This window comes from Clostridium intestinale DSM 6191 (genome assembly GCF_900130055.1).
Taxonomy (GTDB): Bacteria; Bacillota; Clostridia; order Clostridiales; family Clostridiaceae; genus Clostridium_T; species Clostridium_T intestinale.
This window is the reverse complement of the sequence record NZ_FQXU01000006.1, coordinates 23,459-49,135: the sequence shown is the minus strand read 5'-3', so window position 1 is coordinate 49,135 and position 25,677 is coordinate 23,459. Positions and strand designations below refer to the sequence as shown.

At 31.3% G+C, this 25,677-nt stretch carries 15 protein-coding genes; 2 read left to right on the top strand and 13 right to left on the bottom strand.

Annotated elements, in window-relative coordinates; translation table 11 throughout:
* Window position 1: 1 nt before the first annotated feature.
* From BUA92_RS09470 to BUA92_RS09455, 4 genes are all read right to left on the bottom strand, one after another.
* A complete protein-coding gene (locus BUA92_RS09470; RefSeq protein ID WP_073018987.1) occupies window positions 2-7,132 on the bottom strand; it encodes an RHS repeat-associated core domain-containing protein in 7,131 nt (2,376 codons plus the stop codon).
* 405 nt (window positions 7,133-7,537) lie between these two features.
* A complete protein-coding gene (locus BUA92_RS09465) occupies window positions 7,538-8,236 on the bottom strand; it encodes a P-II family nitrogen regulator (RefSeq protein ID WP_073018985.1) in 699 nt (232 codons plus the stop codon).
* Complete coding sequence (locus tag BUA92_RS09460) at window positions 8,226-9,716, bottom strand: DUF1538 domain-containing protein (protein WP_073018983.1); 1,491 nt, start codon at window positions 9,714-9,716, stop codon at window positions 8,226-8,228. The genes BUA92_RS09465 and BUA92_RS09460 overlap by 11 nt, the downstream gene beginning before the upstream one ends.
* Before the next feature lie 268 nt (window positions 9,717-9,984).
* Window positions 9,985-11,208, bottom strand: coding sequence for an arginine deiminase (locus BUA92_RS09455; RefSeq protein WP_073018981.1), 1,224 nt, complete (start codon window positions 11,206-11,208; stop codon window positions 9,985-9,987).
* 225 nt (window positions 11,209-11,433) lie between these two features.
* On the opposite strand from BUA92_RS09455, the gene BUA92_RS09450 reads away from it, so the two are divergent.
* Window positions 11,434-11,766 carry an LSm family protein gene (locus tag BUA92_RS09450; RefSeq protein ID WP_073018980.1) on the top strand — a complete coding sequence of 111 codons (333 nt, stop codon included), beginning with the start codon at window positions 11,434-11,436 and terminating at the stop codon, window positions 11,764-11,766.
* 153 nt (window positions 11,767-11,919) lie between these two features.
* Entirely contained in the window at window positions 11,920-12,432 is a 513-nt protein-coding gene (locus tag BUA92_RS09445; RefSeq protein WP_073018979.1) for a DUF2179 domain-containing protein, read from the top strand.
* A 32-nt stretch (window positions 12,433-12,464) separates the two neighbouring features.
* On the opposite strand, the gene BUA92_RS09440 is transcribed toward BUA92_RS09445, so the two are convergent.
* The 9 genes from BUA92_RS09440 to BUA92_RS09400 all read right to left on the bottom strand — a co-directional run bounded on the left by BUA92_RS09440 (window position 12,465) and on the right by BUA92_RS09400 (window position 25,428).
* On the bottom strand, window positions 12,465-14,264 hold the full coding sequence (locus BUA92_RS09440) for a heme NO-binding domain-containing protein (protein WP_073018978.1): 1,800 nt from the start codon (window positions 14,262-14,264) through the stop codon (window positions 12,465-12,467).
* A gap of 261 nt (window positions 14,265-14,525) precedes the next feature.
* On the bottom strand, window positions 14,526-14,738 hold the full coding sequence (locus BUA92_RS09435; protein ID WP_021803645.1) for a hypothetical protein: 213 nt from the start codon (window positions 14,736-14,738) through the stop codon (window positions 14,526-14,528).
* 135 nt (window positions 14,739-14,873) lie between these two features.
* A complete protein-coding gene (locus BUA92_RS09430) occupies window positions 14,874-15,641 on the bottom strand; it encodes an EFR1 family ferrodoxin (RefSeq protein WP_073018977.1) in 768 nt (255 codons plus the stop codon).
* Window positions 15,631-17,988, bottom strand: a complete 2,358-nt coding sequence (locus BUA92_RS09425; RefSeq protein ID WP_073018976.1) for an ATP-dependent DNA helicase — start codon at window positions 17,986-17,988, stop codon at window positions 15,631-15,633. Before BUA92_RS09425 ends, BUA92_RS09430 begins: the two co-directional genes overlap by 11 nt.
* Before the next feature lie 235 nt (window positions 17,989-18,223).
* Entirely contained in the window at window positions 18,224-19,396 is a 1,173-nt protein-coding gene (locus BUA92_RS09420; protein WP_073018975.1) for an ABC transporter permease, read from the bottom strand.
* A complete protein-coding gene (locus tag BUA92_RS09415) occupies window positions 19,393-20,109 on the bottom strand; it encodes an ABC transporter ATP-binding protein (protein ID WP_073018974.1) in 717 nt (238 codons plus the stop codon). Before BUA92_RS09415 ends, BUA92_RS09420 begins: the two co-directional genes overlap by 4 nt.
* A gap of 12 nt (window positions 20,110-20,121) precedes the next feature.
* Entirely contained in the window at window positions 20,122-21,444 is a 1,323-nt protein-coding gene (locus BUA92_RS09410) for an efflux RND transporter periplasmic adaptor subunit (RefSeq protein ID WP_073018973.1), read from the bottom strand.
* A gap of 54 nt (window positions 21,445-21,498) precedes the next feature.
* Window positions 21,499-23,253, bottom strand: a complete 1,755-nt coding sequence (locus tag BUA92_RS09405; RefSeq protein WP_073018971.1) for a methyl-accepting chemotaxis protein — start codon at window positions 23,251-23,253, stop codon at window positions 21,499-21,501.
* A gap of 30 nt (window positions 23,254-23,283) precedes the next feature.
* Window positions 23,284-25,428, bottom strand: coding sequence for a glycosyltransferase family 39 protein (locus tag BUA92_RS09400; RefSeq protein WP_073018970.1), 2,145 nt, complete (start codon window positions 25,426-25,428; stop codon window positions 23,284-23,286).
* Between the last annotated feature and the right edge of the window lie 249 nt (window positions 25,429-25,677).

The following is a 25,677-nucleotide window of genomic DNA, read 5'->3' as shown; positions in this document are numbered from 1 at the left end:
TCTATTTATTAAATTTTACTTTCATCTCAAATATAGATACTACTCCATTTTCTAAGTTTTGATAAAAGTGTACTTGGAAATTACCACTTGGGCTTCTAAATGTTTGAGTGGACATTTTTGCCCAACTACTTATAGAGCTACCATCAGAAGTTAGTGCTTGTATTACCTTAGGATTTCCCAACTTAATTCCTGAGATTATTGGCTGTGAATTCTTAACGACTTCTGGATGCAATCCACTCTTAGTAAAAACTGAACTAGCTTCTTGGTATGTTAATTGTTTATTCAATTTTACTGCATTAGCTGCATTGCTTGCAACGTTTTTGCCACTCGAAGATATCTTTTCAGCTGCTTTTTGAGTAGTAGTTGCAACCACCGTTCCTACTCCTATAATTGATGCATATGCAGCCTCAGCAACATATCCAAGCCCAGCTCCTACTAGAGCTCCAGCAACAGCTCCTCCAGCAACATATCTCCAATCTACTGACCCTGTTGACTTATATGAATATATAGCACCTGCTATCCCACCTACTACAGCACCAACTCCAGCTCCTATAATCCACCACGCTATATTTCCATTTGGATCTTCCATATTTACTGGATTATTCATACAGTATGCAAATACATTATGAGACAATATAGTACCTATTTGTCCACCTAGTGAATCAGCATTAATAAATCTTCCCCACTCAGGATTGTAATACCTACTCTGTAAATAATATAGTCCAGTTTCGTTATCATACCTATAACCTCTATATCTATATGGATTTTTAACTCCTATACTATCCTTTAAACTTCCTTCTATAGATACTAGTTTTCCCCATGAGTCATAGTTATAAGTTACTACTTGCGCACCTGTCTTATCTATTAAGCCTATTATATCACCTTGTAGATTTCTAATATAGTAATATTCATCTGTTTTGTAGCTTATTTTACTGATATAATCTCCAGAAGTTACTGCCCCATTAAGGTATGCTGTATTGCTATTAGTACTATTTTCATATTTATAAACTCCAACTGTCTCAGTAGGATTATTTAGTACCCATAAATATTCTCCTGAAGTCTGGGCTGCAAAGCTTATTTCTAGCCATTGGTTATCAGTAAAATTGACAAATTCCTTCTTCACAACTGGACTTGCTGAAATAGTAGTATTATAGTCCGTATTCCATTTGTATAAACTTAATGTTAGATTACCTATATTGTTACTCCAACTTGGGCAGTTTACACTTATTTTATCAAATAAATCAGTCGCTTTAAATTTCTCCGCTGCACTGTTTGTACCTGATAGCTGAACAGGTGTATGACTACCTACCTCTTCATACAGTTCACTGCTATTTCCTCCACCCAAGTTCATTGATACAAGATTGCCTGAAGTGTCATAAGTATAATATATTTTATCATTTCCACTTTCTTCATAGGTTACTTTATCCCCTACTAAGTGATATTTTGTTAGTACACCATTTACAGTTTTTTCTGTTCTTATTCCAGAATCATTATATTTATAAGAGATATTCTTACTGTTTCCACTTATCCCTTTTAACTGTCTTCCTCTTTCCCAGGTATAAGTATATCCACTATAGGTTGATGGGTTTCCAATAGAATCATAAGTTATATTACTTCCATTATAAGATGTTAATTTATCTTTCCAATTAGCATCTCCATAAGCATAAGCTACTGTATTAGTTACAGTTCCTGGAGTTCCAGTTGTGTAATCATATTCTCTTTTTGAGGTTATGTTTCCACCTGCATCATAGTTGTATATTATTGTTTTTCCTAATGCCTGATTGTCTTCTCTTATAAGCTCATTAAGTTCATTATACTGATATGATGTTGTTTTACTAGCTTGCTTTACCGTTGCAATATTACCACTTTTATCGTATGTGTATTCTATTTTATTTCCGCCATTATCTATTGAGGCAATTTTGTTAGTTGTAGTAGATACTTGATTCATGTTAACAATTCTTATTTGTAAGGCTTCCATTCTGATGCCTTGACTTTCTGTTCCCGCAAGTTCTCCATCCGAAACCCAATTTTGCCATCCTACATTTGTTACATGAGCTCTATACTGAACCTTGTATCCTGGCATATTAACTAGCTGTATCTTTATACCTTCTAACCTTAGTCCTTTGCTTTCAGTTCCACCTAGTTGTCCTTCATTTACCCAACCTAACCATCCAGAATTCTCTATGTGAGCTTGATATTTTATAGATGCTCCTGCTGGTTTGTTAACTAGGTTTATTTTTATACCTTCTAATCTAAGATTCTGTCCTGTTGTTCCGCAGGTCTCTCCTTCTTTTACAGCGGCTATCCAGCCTGAGTTTTCTATATGTCCTTGATAGGCAACTGATACATTATCTTGATTAGCTATATTTTTATAATCAATATCAGTTTTGTATTTTGATGAGAATGTTCCATCGGCTGCTACAGTACCAAACTCTTTATAATCTATACGTCCTAAGCTGTCATATTTATTAACTGTTTTTAAACTATTAAATAGTACCTCTGTAGGTCTATTATCTGAGTCATGTTTATAACTAGTTGCATAACTTCTACCTGATATTTTTTCAATAACTTTGTTAGTATTATTATTTGCATCATACTCATAACTTAATTCATTATTGTTACTATCTGTAGTCTTAGTCAGTCTATCAGCACCATCATATACATATCTATATTTAACATTATTAGTTATGTCATTTAAAAGTGCTAAATTTCCACTGTTGTCATAACTATATTCAGCGTATGGTGTCCCATTAGACTTTTTATTTGTTGCTCTTCCAATGTTATCGTAATCCGAACTTATTATGTTTCCATTACCATAAGTTGATTTAGTTAAATTTCCTGTAGAATTATCATAATCATTATCTATAAGAGTTTGACTTCCAACAGATACTTTATCAGTATTTCCTAAAGAATCATAAGTAAAATTATATTTTACCTGATCATTATTATGAGTAATACTTTTAAGCCTATCATTTTCATAGGTATAACTATTTTTATGAACTACTCCATCAGCCGTCTTAGAAACATCTAATAATCTGTTAAAAATATCATAGCTATATGATGTAACCTTTCCATTAGCATCGGTAGAATTAGTTAAAGTACCTTTAGTTTTATCATAATTATACTTAGTGGTATTACCTTCTGCATCTTTTAATTCACTAATAAAGTTTCCGTCATCTGTATAAGTAGCACTACTTTGAATAAATGTAAGCTTATCTCCTACTCTTGATGTTATTGGATTACCATACTTATCATATTGGAATGAATATACAGTATTTGTAGAAGTCTTAGCCTCTATAATGTTATTTTTCCCATCATATTGATAAGTAAATTTATTACCTTTTGGATCTGTTGCTTGAATTAAGTTATTATTACCATTGTATTCAAATTTACTATTTTGTTTGTTTAAGTCAACTGCTGATACTAAATTCCCTTTAGAGTCATATTGATAGGTCTCTCCAAACTCTTCTTTATATACTTGTATTCCATCAAACATAACCTCATTGGCATTATTAGAATAAGTTAAATAAAGATGAATTTCACTAAAATCGCTCTTAGCTTTTATTACGCCATTAGCATATTGCCAATTTTTAGAGTCTCTATTAAAGCTTATAGTTTCCCATTGAGCTCCACCTGGAATTATAAATGCTGGCTGAATAGCAAAAGTACCATGTGGAACGGCTGCTCCTTTAGCCCAACCACTTACTACAAATGTATCTCCAGCTTTTCCACTAATTTTTATCTCTTGATGTATACGCGTATCTTTACCTTGACGTCCAGTTAATTTAAACACGTGTCCATCAAGGTATGGCGGATGGTTACTGTCATCAATAGTTAGTCTAGTATCACTTGCTTCTGAAGTAGTTGCTCCTCCATTCATTGTGTCATACCAATAATCTGGTATTTTAGCTCCACCTGACATGTCCGCATTTTCAATTAAATTATATCTATTAGCAACAGTACCTTCTTCTAATTGAAGTGCATCGTAGTAAGCATTGCCTGATTCTTCTTGTAGCTCGCATCTTGCAATGACAAAATTATCAGTTGAATCTGATGGAAGAGTAAATGTAGTTTCTAATCTTGTCCAATCATTATTTCCAGTTAGAAACTTAGAGCGTATTGGAATATAGGTTCCAGTTTTATCTTTATAGTAAACAACTAAATGTGCACCCTTGCCCATAATATTAGATATATTAGCTGTTTTAACATAGGCTGAGAAAGTATAAGTTTTTCCTTTCTGTAGCCATACATTTTGATCTACATATCGGCTTCCAACATTATCATTTTTATAGACATTTAAACTGTTATTTCCAATATACTTTACGCTAGAAGTAAAACCACCACCACCAGTTCCACCTCCGCCTGAGGCAAAAGCAAAATTTCTACTAGTATTCTCAGCACTTCCATTATCAATAAAATTATTTACAGTTTTCTGTAGCTTTGACTCTAAAGTCATCTTATTTACATTAGTCCCATCCCCATACTGATAGGCTTGCGCATATCCTGCTGCATCTCTAATACTTATAGTTTTACCAGCATTATCAAACTGATAGTAATTTACATTACCTTTATTATCAGTAAACTTGGTACTATTAAAGCTGTATTCATAGGACATTGATGCTCCTACTGTACCATCTGTATTTCCTTCTGTAACCTTTTTAATTCTGTTAGGCGACTGAGAGTAATACTCGTAGTTCATTTTATAGCCATCTATATTAGTTACAGATGTTAAGTTATTTTGTCCATCATAATCATATACAGACTGCTTTCCATCTGCATAAGTAATCCACTTCATTATATTTGTATAATAGTCAAATCGAACTTTTGTATTATCAGGATAATATATTTCTTGAAGCATATTATGAATGCTATATTCAAGTCTAGTTGTTCTTCCCGCTCCGTCTACTACATATTTAAGTTTTCCATCATAATATTGAAGATCAATTTTGTTTCCATTTGAATCTGTTATTTCTTCCAAGTCTCCAATATTATTAAAAAGCAAGGCATTATTATCCTTATCCTTAATAGTAAAATTTCCATCTGAATTTTTTATTAAGGTTAGCTCGCCACCATATTCTTCTTTCATTTCCGTTCCAGTATCTTCAAAATATCTTCTAGTTCCATCCTCATCAATATATTGATAATACCATTTAGTGCCTATCTGCATGCGCTTAACTTTTTGACTTAAATTTAATCTCCAACCTGGTCCAAAGCCTATGTCTACGCCTCTATCGTTACTATTATATACATGCTTAATTACTGTTGGAAGTCTATTACCATTAGTAGAAACATCATCATGAACATGAATAACATTACCATTATAATCATTTATGTTAGTAGTTCCTGCTCTACCCACTGATTGCGAATGGTATGTCCATTGCGGCTGTAATCCAGAGTTATTTATATAGCTAAAATATACTCTTGGGTAGCCTATTGAGTTAGAGGTGTCTGAGGAATAATAGGTTGAGTGCCCTGATCTTTCATCATTTTTCTTTACACATAAACCATAATTATTTCCTGTAGTGTACCACTCTTTTGCTATATCTGTTATGTCCCAATATTGCCAGTTATCATTTGCATAGTTTTGATAATCTTTTATAGTCCAATCTATAGCTGGTTGGGTAGCCCATCTTAATCCAACATTATTCCAATCATTTGTTACTTTATGTACATCAATCTGTCCATCAGCACCACTTTGATTTGGTTCTTTTAATAATGATAACTTTGCATCTATTATCATATCTCCCATACTAAGCTGAGGTAGATTTACAAACTTTATAAATGTTCTAGTTGCTCCAATTTGAGGAGTATTTCCTACTCTTAAGTACATGTTAGTAGCTTTATCCTCTGTATCATTAGATGCTACAAATGTATCTCTTATATCTGAGGATCTTACAGATGATTCAAAAGATGGGTCTACTATAACAGGGTATTGTCTATCTTTTGAGTTTAACCATTCTTTATCCAACTCCAATGTAAGAACATATCCCTTTCCTTTTTTATCAAAAGAAAGTTTTACTCTATCCGTTTGCTCTCCTTTGGCATCTACCATAAATGGAGCTTGCATTCTCATTATTTCTTTTCCAGTATCTTTATCTGAAAGAATAATCTGATTATCTTTTAGTTCTGGTTTTAAATTCTTCATATTGAAGTTAAATGAAAACTTCTTTATATCAGTTGGTTTATTAATTATTATGCTTTCTTTGATGCTATCTGAAATAAGCTTGTACTCTAAATTTATATTAGGTTTAACTTCTTCAAATACTACTGATGATGTTGTTTTTATTAATGTTGCTTTTTTACTATTTTCAAGCTCTGCTTTCTCTTTTTTACTTAACTTATTTTCTTGCTCCTTTGTAGGTCCTAAAAGCTTGTTTACATCTTCATCCGTAGTTTCTTTTTTATTTACCTTTACATTTTTATCACTCTTTATGTTCCAAGAAACTTCGTATTTATCTTTGTTTATAGAAACTAACTTATCTGCATTAATGTTTTGCGCTATAGATATTTTAAAGTCATTACTTTTATTCTCTAAGACTTTATTGTTTTTACCTTTGTTTATTTCCTTATCTTTAGCTACTTTTTCAGTTGATTTACTATCAGTTTTTATCTCTTTGTTTTCAACTAAAATCTCTTTTTCTTTTGAAACACTTTCATCAGATTTTACTTGCTCTTCAACTGATCCCTTAGCTTCTTCTACTGCCTCTATAGAATTCTTACCATCATTACCTTCTATAGTTTTGCTAGTTGTTTCACTAGTAGATGCATCGCTAAAAATTGTAGCTTCTTTTAAAATATCATCCTTAGATTCAACTAACCCCTTAGCATCCTCTTTTTCTACTAGAGTATTATCAATATCTTTCCATTCTGAACCTTCCTTATAATGTACTGGATTATTGTACATCATTGCTACAAAGGTTCCATCATCCTTCATAAAGTGTTTAACATTTTCTTCTCTTTTTTCTACAAGTTCTCCTACAATAAGTCCGTCTGACTCAGTACCTTGCTCAGAACTTGATTCCTCAATGCTACTTGTACTTTTTTCTTCAGCAACCACCCTATAACTAGGTATCATAGTTGCAAGAAATGTCATTAGTATTGCTAAAGTCATCCCTTTGATATATTTTTGCATTTTTCGTCCCCCGCTTTGATAATACTTTAATTTTTTCACATAATTATCACATAATAATCGTATCATCTCTATATAAGACTAGAAAATAAGAATAATAACAAAAATTCCGACAACCAAATTTGTTTAAATAAGGAATATATACAAATGAAATTTCTTCTCTTTGCTGTTGTATCAATGCTTTCATAGAAATCTATAAATTAGGTTCTTATTTATTCTTATGGTATAGCCTTCCACTATTTATTCTAAAAAAATAGTTTATTTTAACTTTATTGTTCAAAGAAATAATTACCTTATTTTTTATTGATAGACCCATGAAAGTTCTTTTAGGAAAATCTATTAGTCTAATTTTATAAATGAAAAAGCACTGACTCTTTTGAATCAGTGCTTTTAAAAATATTCTAACATTTATAATATATTATCTACGTTTACCAAACCTGAAGTTTTGTTTACATCTATTATGAATACTATTCCTTTGCCAGGTTCATCTATATCAACTTTTTCTCTAATTGCTGTAACAACATCATTTGTTTTTGATTTTTCGATGAGTATGATGACTATTTCTTTTTCTGGTTCTATGGTCATTCCAAAGAATTGGCTGTTTTCGTGGACTCCAGATCCTCTTCCATTGACTATAGTTCCACCTTGTGCTCCAGCTAGTGTAGCGGCTTCTACAACATCTTCTGCATTTCCTCTATCTACTATGGTGAAAATAGCTTCATAATCATTTTTTTCCTTTAAATCTTCCATAGATCCTCCCTCTTGTTTTTCACTATTTGCACTACATACCCTTGATCCAAATACTTTGTTAACTTCAATTGAGAATAGTATTCCATGATTAGGTTTATGGAGAGCAAATTTTTTGGTTAGTACATCATGAACCTTATTTTCAATATCACTACAAGAAGCCATTAAGACTACTTCTTTTTTCACCTTATCTAGTCCTAATAGTTCTAGCATATGATTTTTTGCTGCTCCTTTTCCTAAAAATATGGTTCCGCCTGATACTCCTTCTTTTTTTGCTTCTTTCAATATTTTACTTCCAACTCCAAAGTTAACTATCGCTATAAACATTGAATACCCAGAGTTTCTTGGATTACTTACCATCTAACTGAACTCCCTCCTTCATGGTCTTACGTTTATAAATCAACCCTAAAATTTGTATGGCTATAAGTGGTGTTAATGCTACCATTGCTATTACACCAAATGCATCTATAAGAACATTTGCACTATCTATGGCATCTGCTGCCCCTTGTGCAAAGGCTAAAATGAAGGTTGCAGTCATAGGCCCTGAGGCTACTCCCCCTGAATCAAATGCTATTCCTACAAATATTTTAGGAACCTTATATGAAAGAATTATAGCTATTATATATCCTGGTAATAGATAGTATGCTAATTTCATCCAAGGTACCATTATCCTTATCATAGATAATGAAACTGCAATTGCTACTCCTATAGATAGTGTATATAATATAAATTCTTTCTTTATATGACCACTTGTAACATCTTCAACTTGCTCATTTAATACGTGAACAGCTGGTTCTGCAAATATAACTGTAAATCCTAGTATAAACCCTATTGGTATAAGAATCCAATTATTTTCTAATAAAGCTACTGCTCTTCCTATTTCGCTTCCAACTTCCATAAATCCTGCATTTACTCCAGTCAAAAACAAAACTAATCCAATAAATGTGTATCCCATTCCCTTTAGTATTTTCATAAATTTCTTTTTTGATAATTTAAAATATATTATTTGAAATATTAAAAATAGTACTACTAATGGTAATAAGGCTACTGCTACTTCTAATAGTATCTTTGGTATCTCATGTATATAAGGAGAAAGAATTCCATTTACAGCTTCATTATTATTATTAGAAAGTTCTGCTGAAATTTCAACTTTTGATATGATACTCATTATGAGTACAGATGCTATAGGTCCAATAGATGCTATAGCTACTAGCCCAAAGCTATCTTCTTCTGATGTTTTTTTCCCATTTACAGATGCTATTCCTAAACCTAAAGCTAATATGAAAGGAACTGTCATAGATCCTGTTGTGGCTCCTGCCGCATCAAAAGATATTCCTAAAAAACCAGATGAAGTAAAGATAGATAGTAATAATATTATCCCGTAAAGAATTGTTAAAATTTTAGATAAGGCTATATTAAAAACTACTCTTAATAAACCTATTACAAGTAGTACTGCTACTCCTAAAGAAACAACTATCAATAATACAGCTTGTGATACTGCTCCAGATGTAACTTCGTTTACTTGTTTTGCTAGTATTTGCAAATCTGGTTCTGCTATGGTTATAAAAAATCCTAGAACAAAACCAAATAAAACTATTATTGGTATTTTTTTAGTTTTTGTTAGTGTTGACCCCATTAAAGTTCCTATGGGTTGAATTCCTAAATCAGCACCAAATAAAAATATTCCTAATCCAACTATTATAAATACAGCCCCAATTAGAAATCTCCATATTAGATCTGACTCTATAGGAGTAATGGTAAAATTAAGTATTAACACAATTATAGTTATAGGCAATACTGATACTGTAACTTCTTTGAATTTACTTAAAAGCTCCCTCAAATAATACTCACGTCCTCTCTTAATTACTTTCGCATATATTTATATTGTAACAAAAAATTCATAATTGTTTTTTCATTAGAGAAGCCTTCTCATTAATTTATTTCTTAAATACTACTTCATACAGTACCATACTCAAGTTTTCACTTTATTTGTTTTTATATATTAATTCTAATAATAATCGCTTAAAGATAATATTTTAATAATATTTTCTCTCTAAATTAGTATTTTTGAAATAAAGTGAAAACTTATGTAATTTTAGTTGTCACTTTTATGATTTATCTCTAACTATAGGCATGCTCATACACCTAGGGCCTCCACCGCCTCTAGACAGCTCGTAAGATTCTATTTCTAAAACCTCCACGCCATTTTTTCTTAAAGCATTATTAGTTATATAATTTCTGTCATAACATATAACTTTTCCTGGAGCTACAGCTAAAGTATTGCTTCCATCACTCCATTGCTCTCTGTTAGCAGCTATCGGATCTCCATCTCCACATTTTATTAAATTAACTGTACCTAAATTAAGATGTTTTGCTAATATTTTTGCTAAATCATCATGTTCATATATGATTTTTATTTTATTATTTTTATCCATAGTTATACTATAAACATCTAGTGGTTCCTGTATTTGTGGATATATAGTGAACTTATCATAATCAACCATTGTAAATACTCTATCTAAATGTATATAGGCATCTTCTTTAGGTATATCAAAGGCTAAAATCACTTCAAAAGATTCTGATGATGACAGTAGTTTCTCTGCTAACTTTTCTATAGCTATTGGATGGGTTCTTTGACTTATCCCTATTGCAACTACTTTATCAGATAAGATTAATATATCTCCACCTTCTATGGTGTGTGCTTTTTGCCTATGGTACCACATCTCTGTACCTTTAAATCTTGGATGATATTTAAATATGTATTCAGGTAGTAAAACCTCCCTATCTCTCACTTTATTTGCCATTACACTTAAGGAAATTCCTTTTCCTACAGAGGCAAATATATCTCTTTGATAATATAAATTAGGAATAGGGTCTATGTAAAAAGGATGAGCATTTTTCACCATATTTTCGAGATTATTTGCTCTTTTATCTTGTATATCTCCTCTTTTTATTCCTCCAATACATTTCTTTATTAATTCCTCTGGTGAAAACTGATTTAAATATTCAAGGATGTTTTCTTTTAAGCCAGTTACATCTGCATTTCCTTCTTTCAAAAAGTCATCCAAAAATTCTTTTTTTATCTTATTATCTTTTAAGACCTCAGCCATAAGTTCTGTTATATAAAGAACTTCGACCCCTTCTTTTTTTAGAATGTCTGAGAATTGATTATGCTCTTTTTGAGCTTGGTTTATATATAAAATCTCGTTAAAGAGAAGCTGTTGCAGGTGTGCAGGTCCTATATTCTCTAACTCCGATCCTGGACAATGTAGTAAAACAGTTTTTAGTTTTCCGATTTCACTATAAACTGATATTCCATTTGTATTATTCATAATTAACATCCTTTCTATTGGATTTTCTAAAAATTAGTTTGCCAAGAGGAGAGTATATTATACAAATATATTTCGCCATTCCTAATTGTATATAAATGTATTTTCTATAAATATTTTGTATTTTTTTGTAACAACATAAATCTTTCGCTCATAATATATATCAAGATACTTTGTCTCATATCATTAAGCTTAATGATAAATTTATTACAGAGGAGGAAATTCAAAATGGCTAACGGTTCAGATTGTAATTTTGTAGCTCATATGGCTAGATATATAGGTGAAACAGTTACAGTATTCACAACAAGTGGAGGTTTATCTGGTCAAGGGTTTACAGGAGTACTTTTAGCAGTAAACCCAACTTTCATAAGGCTATTAAATGAAACAGGGGCTCCCCCAGCATGCCCTTTAGGTAGCGCTTGTGATGAGTATTATCAAATAAATTCAGGAAATAGCAATCAATGTTGCAACCATAATGGTAATAGAAGACCTTTTAATACTGGTGCAGTTAGTGATATACCAGTTGATAGAATAGCATCCTTCGTTCACAATGCAGTATAGTTTTAAATAAATCAGTTTACATTTTATTACCTTGGATTTAATATTTAACCAAAAGAAGGTGGAGAAAATAATTTATTTCTTCACCTTCTTTTATTGATATATAACTATAAATTTAGTATTATTAGAGAAAACTTTATATAGGAGGTGTAGAAAATGATATTAAGTACATTAATTATCTTTTTAGCCAAAATTATAGAAGTGTCCTTAACCACAGTTAAAACTATATTTATAACAAAAAAAGAAAAAACTATTGCTTCAATTATTGCTTTTTTTGAAATTATGCTTTGGTTAGTGGTTGTAAGCAGAATAATTGTTGATATAACTAGTTATCCAAATAGAATGATAGCCTATGCTTTAGGTTACGCCTTAGGACATTTTGTAGGCTTATCTTTAGAGGAAAGATTAAATTATGGGTTAGTAACTTTAGAGATTATTTTAAATAAGGAAGATGGCAATAAGCTTGCTCAATATTTAAGAGATAAAAAAATTGGGGTTACTGAAATAAAGGCCTATGGAAGAGTGAATGAAAAGCGTATACTCATGATTCATCTAAAAAGAAAAATAAAAAATGAAGTTATAGATTATGTTAAAAATAGTTATCCAGATGCTTTTATAACCATTAGGGATGTGGCTTCTTTATATGGAGGTTATGGAGTAAAAAAGTAGTTCTCAAAATAAATTGAGAACTACTTTTAAGGTTATATCTTATATTTATCCATATCGTCATTAAATTGTTCTGCTAACTGCTTAAACTCTTGTATACTCTTAGTAAGATTTCTAATATCTTCTGTATACATTAATACACTAGAACTTACTTCTTCTGATGCTGCAGTATTTTCTTCTGCTATAGATACTAGAGATTCAATCTTACTATATACTTCAGACATAGAGCCTGTCTCTTTTTCAAGTAGGTCTGAAGTTTCAATCATCTTATTTGCTACTAGGTTTATAGTTGTATTAGCACTATCACTATAGCTAACAGCTACATTTAATTTGCTGTTTTCTTCTTTTAAAACATCAAATTGAGTTCCTATGTCTGTTACTACATTATCTATTTCACCAATTATTTGATTTAAACTTCCAGTTATATCATTAACAGCTTGTTGTGATTGTTCTGCAAGTTTTCTAACTTCTTCAGCTACAACCGCAAATCCTCTTCCAGCTTCACCAGCTCTAGCTGCTTCTATAGATGCATTTAAAGCAAGTAAATTTGTTTGTTCTGCTATTGAAGATACTAATGATACGATTTGTGTTATTCCTTTAGCCTTTTCTTGTAATTCTAAGCTATTAGTTTTAACATTGCCGAATTCTACTAATACATCATTAAGCTTGTCTGATGTAGCTTTAGTGTTTTTATAACTATTAGTAATTTTAGCTACAGCATTTTCTAATTCACCTTTATTTTCATGTTCCTTTTTAGTTACATATACTATAGATTGAACACTATCTTTTAGCATAGCTACTGATCCTTCTATTTCAGAGGTTTGAAGTATTGCAGCATTAGCAACTTGTTCTACTACTCCACCAATTTCTTCTGAAGTAGAGTTCATCTTGTTAGCTATATTACTTACCTCGGCACTAAAGGTGTTAATCTCATCTGTAACTCCTTTAAATCCAACAAAATCTTCTGTAATTACTTTCTTATAATCTTTTATTAAATCATAGAATTTTTCATAGGAATCATTAGTTTCAAGATATAAATCATCCACATAATTATGTTGCTTAAGTCTTTCTAAATCATTGATTATGACCTTCATAGGTCTATGTAATATATAGTTGGCTACAAATGAACCAATTAAACCACTTGCAATTGAAGTGTATATAAGTAAATCTTTAGCTGTAAAATAAACTAATAAATTTAATATAGCAATTATAAGTGTTGATAAAATTGTTACCTTTGCTCCTACATCCTTTAGGAAACCAAAAGATAATATCTTATTTATTTTATAACTTTTCTTAACATATATATCATTTTCAAAAGTTAATTTTAATTTAAGATTATCAGGGGTTCTAGATATTTCTTCAGTACTTAATTTTTCATTAAAGTGCTTACTCGCTCCCTCTATTAATCCTTGAAAGTAATCAAACATACCTCTTTTAGAAGAATACTCAAATATAGCTTCTCTTTTAGATATTGGTTCCAAGTTTAATAGTGGCGGTTTTGCTCCTGGTATTCTTTTAACTACAATAACGTGAACATCATACATTGATTTTAAAAACGTATATAGATTTTCATGTTTAAAAAATGCTGGATAATCCTTAAAAAATGCCTTTATATTATCAACACCTATTTTTCTCCATAGTTCAGAAATAGATACCTTATTAGCCTGAGCTATATTAGATATTAATTTATTAATTATTGCATCATCTACATCTTCTAACGGAGAAAAAATCTTATGTCTGTCAAGTCCAGCAGAGGCTAAAGCATCTTCAACGCATTCTTTACTATACATATTACTACATGTTTTCATCCAGGTACTTACAACAGTTCCTTTCATTTTTCCACCCCTATTTTTATGAATTTTTTTATACTTAATTATATCACTAACTTTCTTATTACTCTACTTAATTCTTCATAAAATTATTTATTAATAATTATTATTGTTAAAATTATAATCTAATTTAAAGTCCCATTATAGCTGGGTTTGTAGAGGTTTTTCTTTTGCTTTTAAATACCATTTATACTTTTAATATACAATTTTATGGGTTTAAAAATAAAAAAAACCATACATTTCTCTGTATGGTTTATAATACATCTATTAATCTTGAAATAAATCAATAGCTCCCAGTACTACATGAGCTAATCCAAAGCCTAATACAGCTGTTTCTAACATTGGCACTATATCTCTTTTACCCATGCTGTGATGTCTTGCATCCATACAACGAGCTGCTATTGCTCCTGCAGTTACTGCGGTACCTAATGCTGTAGGAATTAATCCTTCTTTTATTTTATGATTTCTTCTGTAATTCATAATATATCCCTCCTTAATGTTTACAAACATATTGTGTCCATTAAGCATTTAGTTTTATTACATTTTTTACGTTCTATACAGATGAAATCATACCCACTTAAATTAATAATTTCTAAAATATAATATTTATTGTAATTATATTAATTCATTGGCTTTAATATATGGATTTCTGTATCTATTTTTATTTTGTGTGCTTTTTCCAAGGTTTATAGCCTTACTTGGACATATATTTATGCAAGCCATACAGTCTATACATTTTCCCGTCCATTTAGGATATCCTTCAACCATTTCTATATTATTTACTGGACATATTTTTTGACACATAGAACAAGATATACATCTTTCGTCAACATTAAAGTTTTTGTCTTTTTCTTTATAGGAATCTTTCCATAAACTATAAAACTTTTTGTGAATTAAAGAATATCTTTTTGGTAAGGCTTTTATTTCTTTAGCTTTTAGTGTTTTTATAAATTCTTGAAGCTTAGAGGTGTTTTCTTCTATAGCCTTTTTAGCTCTTTCTTCTGTAGGATTTTTACCCATTCTGGTATAGTTTGAAATATATTTTATTATAACTGAATTTTTTATTTCACCTTTATCCTCTAGAAGTTTATCTATTTCTATTAATGGAAAATTTGACTTACCTCCACCAGTAACCTCCACTGCAAATATATAGGCATCTTTGTTAATCTTTATTTTTTCTATAAAGTCTCTAACTATAATTGGCAGTCCATATGAATGTAGTGGAAATACAATTCCTATCCTATCTCCTTCATACTCAAATTTTCCTTCCTTCATAGCTTTAGGTATTGATATTATTTCACATTCATCTAATTCATCTTTTATTTGCTTTGATACATACAAGCAATTTCCCGTAGATGAAAAATAAAATATCTTATTCTTCATTATTACTCCTCCAAAATTCTTTTACCTGTTTATTTATAGAACTGTTATCTTTGACTACTTTAAAATCTCTCCAACCTTCTGGCATAAGTTTAATATACTTTTCAGTTAAAAACCTATCATCAATTAATAAAACTGCACCCTTATCTTCTTCTCTTCTAATAACTCTCCCTACAGCCTGCATCACTTTATTGATTCCTGGATAAACATATGCATAATCGTACCCTGTTCCCACTTCATTAAAAAAGTCTTTAATTAGATTTTGCTCAAAAGATAATTGAGGTAGACCTACCCCTACTATTATTGCTCCTATTAAGGAATCCCCTTTTAAATCTATCCCCTCTGAGAATATTCCTCCCATAACACATAAGCCTAGTTGTACCTTCTCCTTTGGTTTTTTAAACTTATCTAAAAAGTCTTCTTTTTCCATCTCAGTCATATTTTCTTTTTGAGGTATATATATAATTTCATCACTAAGCTTAGTTAAAAGTTCCTCTGCTTGCTTCATATATCTATAAGACGGGAAGAAACACATATAGTTACCTTTTTTACCTTTTACAAATTCTATTATCATAAGAAGTATCTTTTCTATTGTTGCCCCTCTATGTTTAAACCGTGTAGATATAGGCGCTATTAAGGTTAATAGGTTTTCTTTTGGAAAAGGTGAAGGTAAACTCATCTTATAGCTATTTTCCTCTCCTCCAAGAAGTTCTATAAAATAGCTACTTGGTGATAATGTTGCTGAAAATATAACCTTACTTTTAGCTCTATTCATTCCAGTTATAAGATTGTCTCTTGGATTAATACAATAAAGCTTTAAGATTAGTTCATTTCCATCAATAATAACTAGGCTTAAATAATTTTCATCATATAATTCACTCATATTTATAAAAGTATTTAACTCAAAGTAAACATCTAAAACCTCTTGATAATATTGAAAATCCCTATTATTTATTAGAAATTCATCACACTCTTTTAAATAGTCTCTAATATATTCGTATACCACATTAGGTTCTTCTGTTATAAACTCATTTTCGCCTTTCCCATCTCCCTCTTTTCTCAAAGCTATCAAAAAATTATTTATCTTATTTAATCTTCTTGTTAGCTTTTTTTCTCCCTTTAAAAGATTTTTAAGGTCCAAAATCTTTCTTTTACTTATAGCTGCTGAAAACATCTCTCTTCCTCTAGATACTAGATTATGAGCTTCATCTATTAAAAATATATAATCTTCTGTTCTTTCATCAAAAAATCTTTTTAAGTATACTCTAGGATCAAATGCATAATTATAATCCCCTATTATTACATCACACCAAATTGATATTTCTAAAGAAAATTCAAATGGACATATTTCATATTCCCTAGCATATTCTTCTATTTTTTCTCTTGTAAATTCATCTTCATTGTTAAGTATTTTAAATAAAGCCTCATTAACTTTGTCATAATACCCTTTTGCGTAAGGACATTCTTCTGTATTACATTTTCCCTCTTCACTAAAGCAGATTTTATCTTTAGCTGTTAAGGTAATGCTTTTTACTCTTAAATCCTCATTTCTTAAAATACTTATAGACTCTTCAGCTACAGTCCTTGTAATTGTCTTAGCTGTTAAATAAAATATTCTATCTGCCTGCTCTTCACCTAATGCCTTTATGCTAGGAAAAAGTGTTGATATGGTTTTTCCTATTCCTGTAGGCGCTTGTGCAAAAAGCATACCATTATTTCTTATGGTATTATAGATAACAACCGCAAATTCTCTTTGTCCTTGTCTATACTTAGGAAAGGGAAATGTTAAATCTTTAATGGAATTATTCCTTATCTCTTTCCACTCTAAAGTAAACTTTGCCCATTTTACATATTCATCTACTACACTGTTTACAAATTCCTCGAGCTCCTTAAGGTTGAACTCTTTAAGGAAGCTTTTTACTTCACTACTTTCTAGGTTTATGTATGTGAGTTGTAACTCTATGTTTTCTAAACTATTTTCTATCAAATACATATATCCATAAAATTTAACCTGAGCCCAATGTAGTAAGTTATCTTCCTCTTGTATATCAATTAAATCTCTAGTTGTACTTTTTATTTCATCTATAATTATCTTTTCATCTAACTCTATTATCCCATCAGCTCGTCCTTCTACTGTTAATACTATATCTTCTCTACTAAATACATGCTTTAAATAAACTTCTTTTTTATAGGTTTCATAGGTTTTGCTATTCTCTTTTTGTAAATATTGATGAGCTTTAGTTCCTTCTTGTGCCCTCTTGTTACCTGTATATCCGCTATCTATACTTCCTCTTCTTAAAATGAATTCAATAAGATTTCTTACAGATATTCTTAGTTCTTTTATATCCATGGTTATCCTCATTTAAGTATATTTGATCTGATGTCTAGCCACTGTAGCACTCCCATCCTCTATTAGGTCGGGAGCTAACAGTGGCACGACCCTAGATAAGTTCAACTAAGATTCAGTTGGAGATAAACCCTCCCCTGAATCAAGTTTCACTTGATACTTAATATTTTACCCTAAATAATAGCTATTAAAAAGGAAACGTACCAAAAACTTTTTGATACGTTTCCTTTATTAAAATTTATTCAAATCTCAGTGCATCAATAGGATTTAATTTTGATGCTTTATTGGCTGGATATATACCGAACACTACTCCAACTAAGAAGGAGAAAATAAATGCCCCTATTACTATGTTGTTAGAAATACTTACACTTAAATTAAAGAAGTTTTGAGCCACATAAGCACCTAAAAATCCTATTAGAACTCCAAAAATTCCACCTAGTGTACTTATTGTAGCTGCTTCTATCAAAAATTGTGTTAAAATTACTCCTCTTTTAGCTCCTATAGCTTTTCTTATGCCTATTTCTCTAGTTCTTTCTATAACAGAAACCAGCATAATATTCATTATACCTATTCCACCTACTACTAAAGATATTGCAGCAATTCCTCCAAGCATTGTAGTTAAGCTAGAAGTAGTTGAACTAGCAGTTTCTAAAAGACTTGTCTGATCCATTATTCTATAACTGTTTGAATTATTATTATATTTTTTATTAAGAAATAAAGTTAAATATGATATTGCTTCACTTACACTGTCTTTATCCGTAGCTTCTGCATAAAATGTTTTTACGGTTGTAGTTTGTAACAATCTTTGAGCTGTTTGTAATGGAATTATTACCCTATCATCACTTGAACCTGTAGCACTTGTTCCTTGGGACTCAAGAACTCCTATTATTTTAAACTCAATACCACTTATATACATTGTCTTTCCTACAACATTTGTTGTTGAAAATAGGTTTGTAGCTGTTTCTGAGCCAATTACTGCAACCTTATATCTATTCTCATCGTCATTATCATTAATGAATCTACCACTTGCAACTGCTAGTTTCCTTATATCTGCATAGTTAGCTGTTGAAGCTTCAAGTGTAGTAGTTTTAGATATTGTTCCTGCTTTCACATTTACATTTCCTTGACTTAATGCGGGAGCTATCTCTTTAATCCCTGGTTTAGTTTTTAATTCTTCAAGCTCCTCATTGGTAATTGCCTTAGTTCTATTTCCAGTTATACTAACTGTTATAAGATTGGTTCCAAGGCTTTCAATTTGCTCAGTTACCTGTTTCTTAGTTCCTTCTCCTATTCCTACTAAGATGCTTACTGAAGATATTCCTATTATTATACCAAGCATAGTAAGAAAAGATCGCATTTTATTACTCCAAACAGATGCTAAAGAAATCCTAATTAGTTTTGAAATTCTCATATGCTTATCTCACCTACTTTCCAAGTATCTGAGGTGATTATTCCATCTCTTACAGTTATCATTCTTTTAGCCTCGGCTGCTATTTCTTTGTCATGAGTTATTATAATTATTGTATTACCTTCTTTGTTTAAATCTTCCATCATATTAAGAACTTCTCTTCCTGTCTTACTATCTAAGGCTCCTGTAGGTTCGTCTGCAAGTATGATTTGAGGTTCTGTTACCAAGGCTCTGGCTATTGCTACTCTTTGCTTTTGACCTCCTGATAATTCATTAGGCTTATGCTTTAAATGAGTTTCTAACCCAACTTTTTTTAAAGCTGATAATGCTCTTTGTTTTATTTCGCTATTGCTCATTCCTAAGTACAAAAGAGGTAACTCTACGTTTTCCAAAACATTTAATTTAGGTAATAAGTTATAATTCTGAAATATAAAGCCTATCTTTTTATTTCTTATCTCAGCTAATTTTGAATCACTGCATTTTGTATTTAATCCATCTAATATATATTCTCCACCACTTGGTGTATCTAGGCATCCTATTATATTCATAAGGGTTGACTTACCTGCTCCAGAAGGCCCAACTATAGCTACATATTCACCTTTATTAATACTTAAGTTAATATTGTCAAGAGCCTTAAATTCACTGCTTCCCATTGAATATATCTTATTTATATTATTCATATTAATTACTTCAGATTTATTAGTGTATTTATTCATTACCTCGCCTCCTTAAGGTCTTTGTCCCCCTGATGAAGTTCGCCCACTATTCATTGAGCCGCCTCCTAAGGAACCTCCCATTGAGCCTCCCATTGATGCTCCTCCAAAGCTGCTTCTCTCACTTCTATTAGTGTTAGTTGATGTAGTTGTTGTTGGCAAAGTAATAAGTAACTTTTCTCCCTCTGTTACTCCACTAACTATTTCTACATAACTCTCATTTTCTAGTCCTGTAGTAATCTCTACTCTTTGCCCTCTTGACTGAGCCCCTTCACTTTCACCAGATGAACTTGAAACTGTAACATATTTCTTGTCACTTTCTTTTGTTACTGCTTCAACTGGAACTACTAATGCGTCCTTTTTACTTTGTATTGCTATGGTAATATTAGCGTTCATACCTACCTTAATTCCTGTAGGTTCCTTTATGCCTAAAGTTACATCATAGGTAGTTACATTATTGTTGCTTGTACCCAATTGTGCTATAGCCTCAACAGTTCCCTCAAAGCTCTTATCACTTATTGCATCAAACTTAACTGTAGCTGTTTGTCCACTAGTTACTTTAGCTATGTCTAATTCATCTACAGCTACCTTAACTTTTATAGAATTTGGATCTATTATTGTTAAAACTGATTTAGATGCTTGTACATCATCCCCTGTGTTATAAGTTTTAGCAACTACAACTCCAGATATTGGGGAGGTAACTGTCATTTTATTATAATTAGCTAATGCTTTTTCATACTGCTCTTGGGCATTAGTTAATTGTGTTGTGTCTGCTGTTGAACTATTTTGAGCACTTTCTAATGTCTGTTTTTGTTTATCTAAATTATCTTGTGCAGTTTGAACTTTAGCCTTTAGTAATTCATCTGTGGGATTAGCTTGTAGCGCTTTATTCGCGGAGTCTAATTGAGATTGAGCATTTTTAACAGCAGTTTGTGCTTCAGATATTTTTGATGCTCTTTGAGCATTAGTGTTAGCTATTGCTGTTTCTTGTTTTGTTACATTACTTTTAGCTGTTTCTAAAGCATTTGCAATATCTTCACTATATGCTACAAAGAGAGTATCTCCTTTATTAACTGTATCTCCTACTTGAACATTTAAATTTTGTATAACCCCCTCATTACTAGGAGTTACCTCTTTAGAAGTCCCTGCAAATGCACTTCCTGTTCCTTGTATATTTACTGATAAGTCCATTTTAGATGCCGTCGCAGTTATATATCTACTACTTGCTGCTACAGCTTTATTAGTACCAAAAAATTTCTTATACCCAAAAATTCCTCCTGTAATAACTGCTACGGCAAGTGCTGCTACTATTAATGATTTAATTAATTTCTTTTTCACAGTAATTCCTCCTAAATTATTTATTGTTTATAATTCCGTTTATTATTTTTTAATCTATACCTTAAATCCAGAGGTTATTTTGCTTAACCTTCTAGACATTTCTAATAAATCTTCTGTGGTTTTCTCTATTCCATTCATAGTTTTAAGTTGTTCTTCTATACTAGAGCTTATGTTCTCAGTTCCTGATGCTATTTCATTTGAGGATAAAGCTATGTTATTTATTGCTTGCTCTATCTCTTTTGTGCTTTCCACTTGTTGAACATTTGCTTTGTCTATTTGCTCTATTTCTACAACTATTTCATTAACATTTTTAATGATATTTTGGATACTTTCACCTACTTCAGATGCCTTTTCAACACCTTTTGCCACTCTTTCTTCTACCTGATTTACTGAAGTTACTGCCGACGCTGATTTTAACTGATTGTCCTTAACCAATTCATATATGTCTCTAGCTGCCTTACTACTTTCATCTGCTAATTTTCTGATTTCGTCTGATACTACATTAAAGCCTTTGCCAGCCTCTCCAGCCCTTGCAGCCTCTATTGCTGCATTTAATGCTAATAGATTTGTTTGCTCTGATATTGATGTGATTATTTTTATAATATCTCCTATTTTTCTTGAGGAATAATCTAGCTCATTTATTATCACTGACACCTCTTTAGATGAACTTGCTATATTAGTAATTGAAGATACTATCTCATCTATTTTGTTAGCTCCATCCTCTGCTGATTCTTTAACTTTTTTACTATTATAGGCAGTCTTTCTACTTGCATCGGAAGCCGCTTCTGAAAATCTTGCTGCTTCTGAAAGCCCTGCAGTTGTTTCTTCTGCTGATGCCGCCCCATCTGATGCTCCTCCACTTATATCTACTACAGTCTTAGAAATCTCTTCTAAAGACTCTGTGGTTATTGCTGTTGCTTTACTTAGTTGTCCACTTGAAGACTCTATAACCTCAGCAGAACTAGCTACTTCTTTAATAATTGACTGTAATTTATCCATAAACAAATCAAAACTTTTACTCAATTGTCCTATTTCATCTTTACTTTCATAATTAATCCTTTGAGTTAAATCCCCATTGCTTTCTGAAACTTCTTTTAGCTTCCCAGTAACCTTTTTTACTGGCACAATTATTAATCTTATTATTACAATTGATAATAAAAGAGAAATGACTATACATATTACAACTATAGATATTAATATCATTACTGTTTTTTTATAATCAGCTTTACTATCCTGATAAGTATTCTGTGCTTCTAAAACATGATTGTTTATAACTTCATCAAAAGATTCAACTAAGGCTATCTTCGCCTCATCAAAAGCCTGCATATTATTAGGTGCTCCTCCAGCTCCATCTTGAGATTCTGGTGGAATTTGTCCTTCTAAATGTGCTCCATTTTGCTGAATAAGACCACGTTGTTCTGCATTTTCAACAAATGTGTCCTTGGCTGCAATAAATGCGTCATAATTACTAAATAAACTTGAAAAATCCTCATCATCTTTATACTCAAGTAAGGCCTCATCTATATCAGATACCTTAGTTGCTATTGCATCTTTTATAGTTTTCTTCTCATCGTCATCACTTGCATCCATTAAAGAATTACCTTCATACCTGATATACTCAATATCTGATTTTATATTTTCTAATTTTATAATTGGAGCAACTCTTTGTTCATTTAATTCCATAATTTTATTGTTTAATACTGTCAATTGTTTTACTGAAGTCACTCCTATTATGGTCAGGAATATTAAAAAACTTATAGATAACAAACTAATTTTTTGTGTCAATTTAACATTTTTGAAAAAATCCATTCTTTTCTCCTCTACTAAGCGCGTTACCTTCTATTTGCCAGGTTTTAAATCATACAATTCTATAGAATTCCCTCTACCAAAACCCTGATTTAATGTCTTATTTCCAGTGGTTGAAGTTTTAGAGTTATCCCACTTACTTTCTGGAACCAATACACCATTTTCTTGAACCCAAGACATAATTTCATTATTTCCACCTCTGCCTTGGCCACCAGTTATGACATATCTTATTTCTCCTTTATTCACCAATTCTTTAAACTCATCTAAAGTTAATATATGATCAGAGCCACTAAATCCTCCTAGAGTCATTACAGATTCACCTGTATTTATGATTATTTGTGAAGCTGTACCAGTAGCTGATTGTACTGCAACCAAATATTTTTCACTGGTTATATTGGATTTAAGGTAATCTACAAGCTTAGTTATATCTTCATTACCTTCTAAGGTATTTCCCATTCCTATCTCCTCAGTTCTCAAACTTAACCCTGCCGAAGGAAATGTTCCTGACATTTTATAAAACATTGTAGTTGATGACCAAACTAATGGTGTTATTAACAATCCTATTACCGATATTGATACTACAATTTTGTCTATTATTTTTTTATCATTATTTCTTAGTAAATTTAGTGCAATTAAGACTACCGAAGATACACCTGATAAAACAAATACTGTTATAGCTAATATTTTGCTTATATTATCACTACTATAATAAGAGAGGATTAATAGTTGAACCCCTGCATTAATTATAAGAGCTCCTGGTAAAAACCATGCTTTCCAACCTCTATCCTTGTAAAGTTCCCACATAGATGTAGCACCTATACCTGTTAATGCTGCTATAGGGGGTGCAAGCATAGTTAAATAGTATGGATGAAATAACCCTGTTGTAAAACTAAAATATATAAATACAGGTACTAACCAAACAAACCATAGTGTTAATCCTAATTTCTTTTTGTTATCTAACTTTAAGTTTAATTTCTCCTTTATAGCGGCTGCTATAAAACCTATTAATGCTAATGGAAATAACCATATTATTTGATCTGACAAACTGTTGTTTTGAAATAATCTTGTAATACCAGCTCCCTCTGAGCCTCCCATATTACTCGCTTGGCCACCACCAGCTCTCATGTTACCAAATCCCATACCTCCTTGAGATCCACCTTCTCTTTGAGGCATATTTCCACTTGAACCATCTGGTGCTTTACCTTCACCCATATTTCCTTCTCTTTCTGGATTACCTTGCATCATTTGTCCATTGGTTCCTTGTGGCGATTGAGGCTTTTCACGATCTCCATTTGATGAATAATTTCCTATTTGTGCTTCTTGCCCTCTATCCATACCATCTTGAGGATTCATTTCACCAAATCCACCTTGTCCACTTCTATTTGAACTTCCAAGGCCAAGTCTTTCTAATCCGTTATGCCCTATTATTAATTCCATAACCGTATTATCTGTACTACTCCCTATAAATGGTCTATTCTCTTCTGGAACTAAATCTACAATAAAGGCCCAACTCAAAGAAGTTATTAAAAGAACTATGGTTCCTAATACTAAATGTCCTATCCTCTTTTTCCATGAAACTGCTGTAGATAACAAATATGTTATATATAAAGCAGGTACAATCATGTAAGCTTGAAGCATTTTTATATTAAATCCTATACCTACAAGAACTAAGCTTAAAATTAATAGTTTTAAATGTCCTTTTTCTGCCGCTATTGATAACACCCAACATGCTAAAAGCAAAACTAATACTAAAAGATTATCGTTTGTATTATTTCTACTATCTGCTACAAAAATTGGCGTTATAGCAAGACATAAAGCTGATATTAAAGCAGCTGGAATCCCGAAAGATCTTTTTACTATTTTATAAATAACCCATACTGAGATAACTCCTGCTAAGGCTTGAGGAAGAATTATACTCCATCCGCTATACCCAAATATCTTTGCTGATAATGCCTGTATCATAAATCCTAAAGGTGGTTTATCTATAGTTACAAATCCCGCTGGATCAAATGATACAAAGAAGAAATTCTTTAAACTCATCGTCATGCTTTTAACACCAGCGGCGTAGTACTCATTCCCATAACCTTCAATACTTAAATTAAATAAACTTAAAAATCCTGATAATATTAAGATTGGCACAAGCAGAATTTCGTTTTTTGATAGCTTTAACTTTCTCATTTATTCTTTCCCCCTTAGGTGATTCCTTACTTATTTCATATTTCAAATTATAGCCACTAATTGTAATGCTATTATCAAATAATTATGTGAAATTTGTGTGATGATAGACCTTAGAAGAACTCAACTTATATATTGTCCCTGTTTATATTCTCTATTTCTTTATTCACAGCCCTATTAAAGTTAAAAATTTAAATATTATTGTACAAGTGTACAGACGTACACCTGTACACTTGTATAATTGTAAAATTA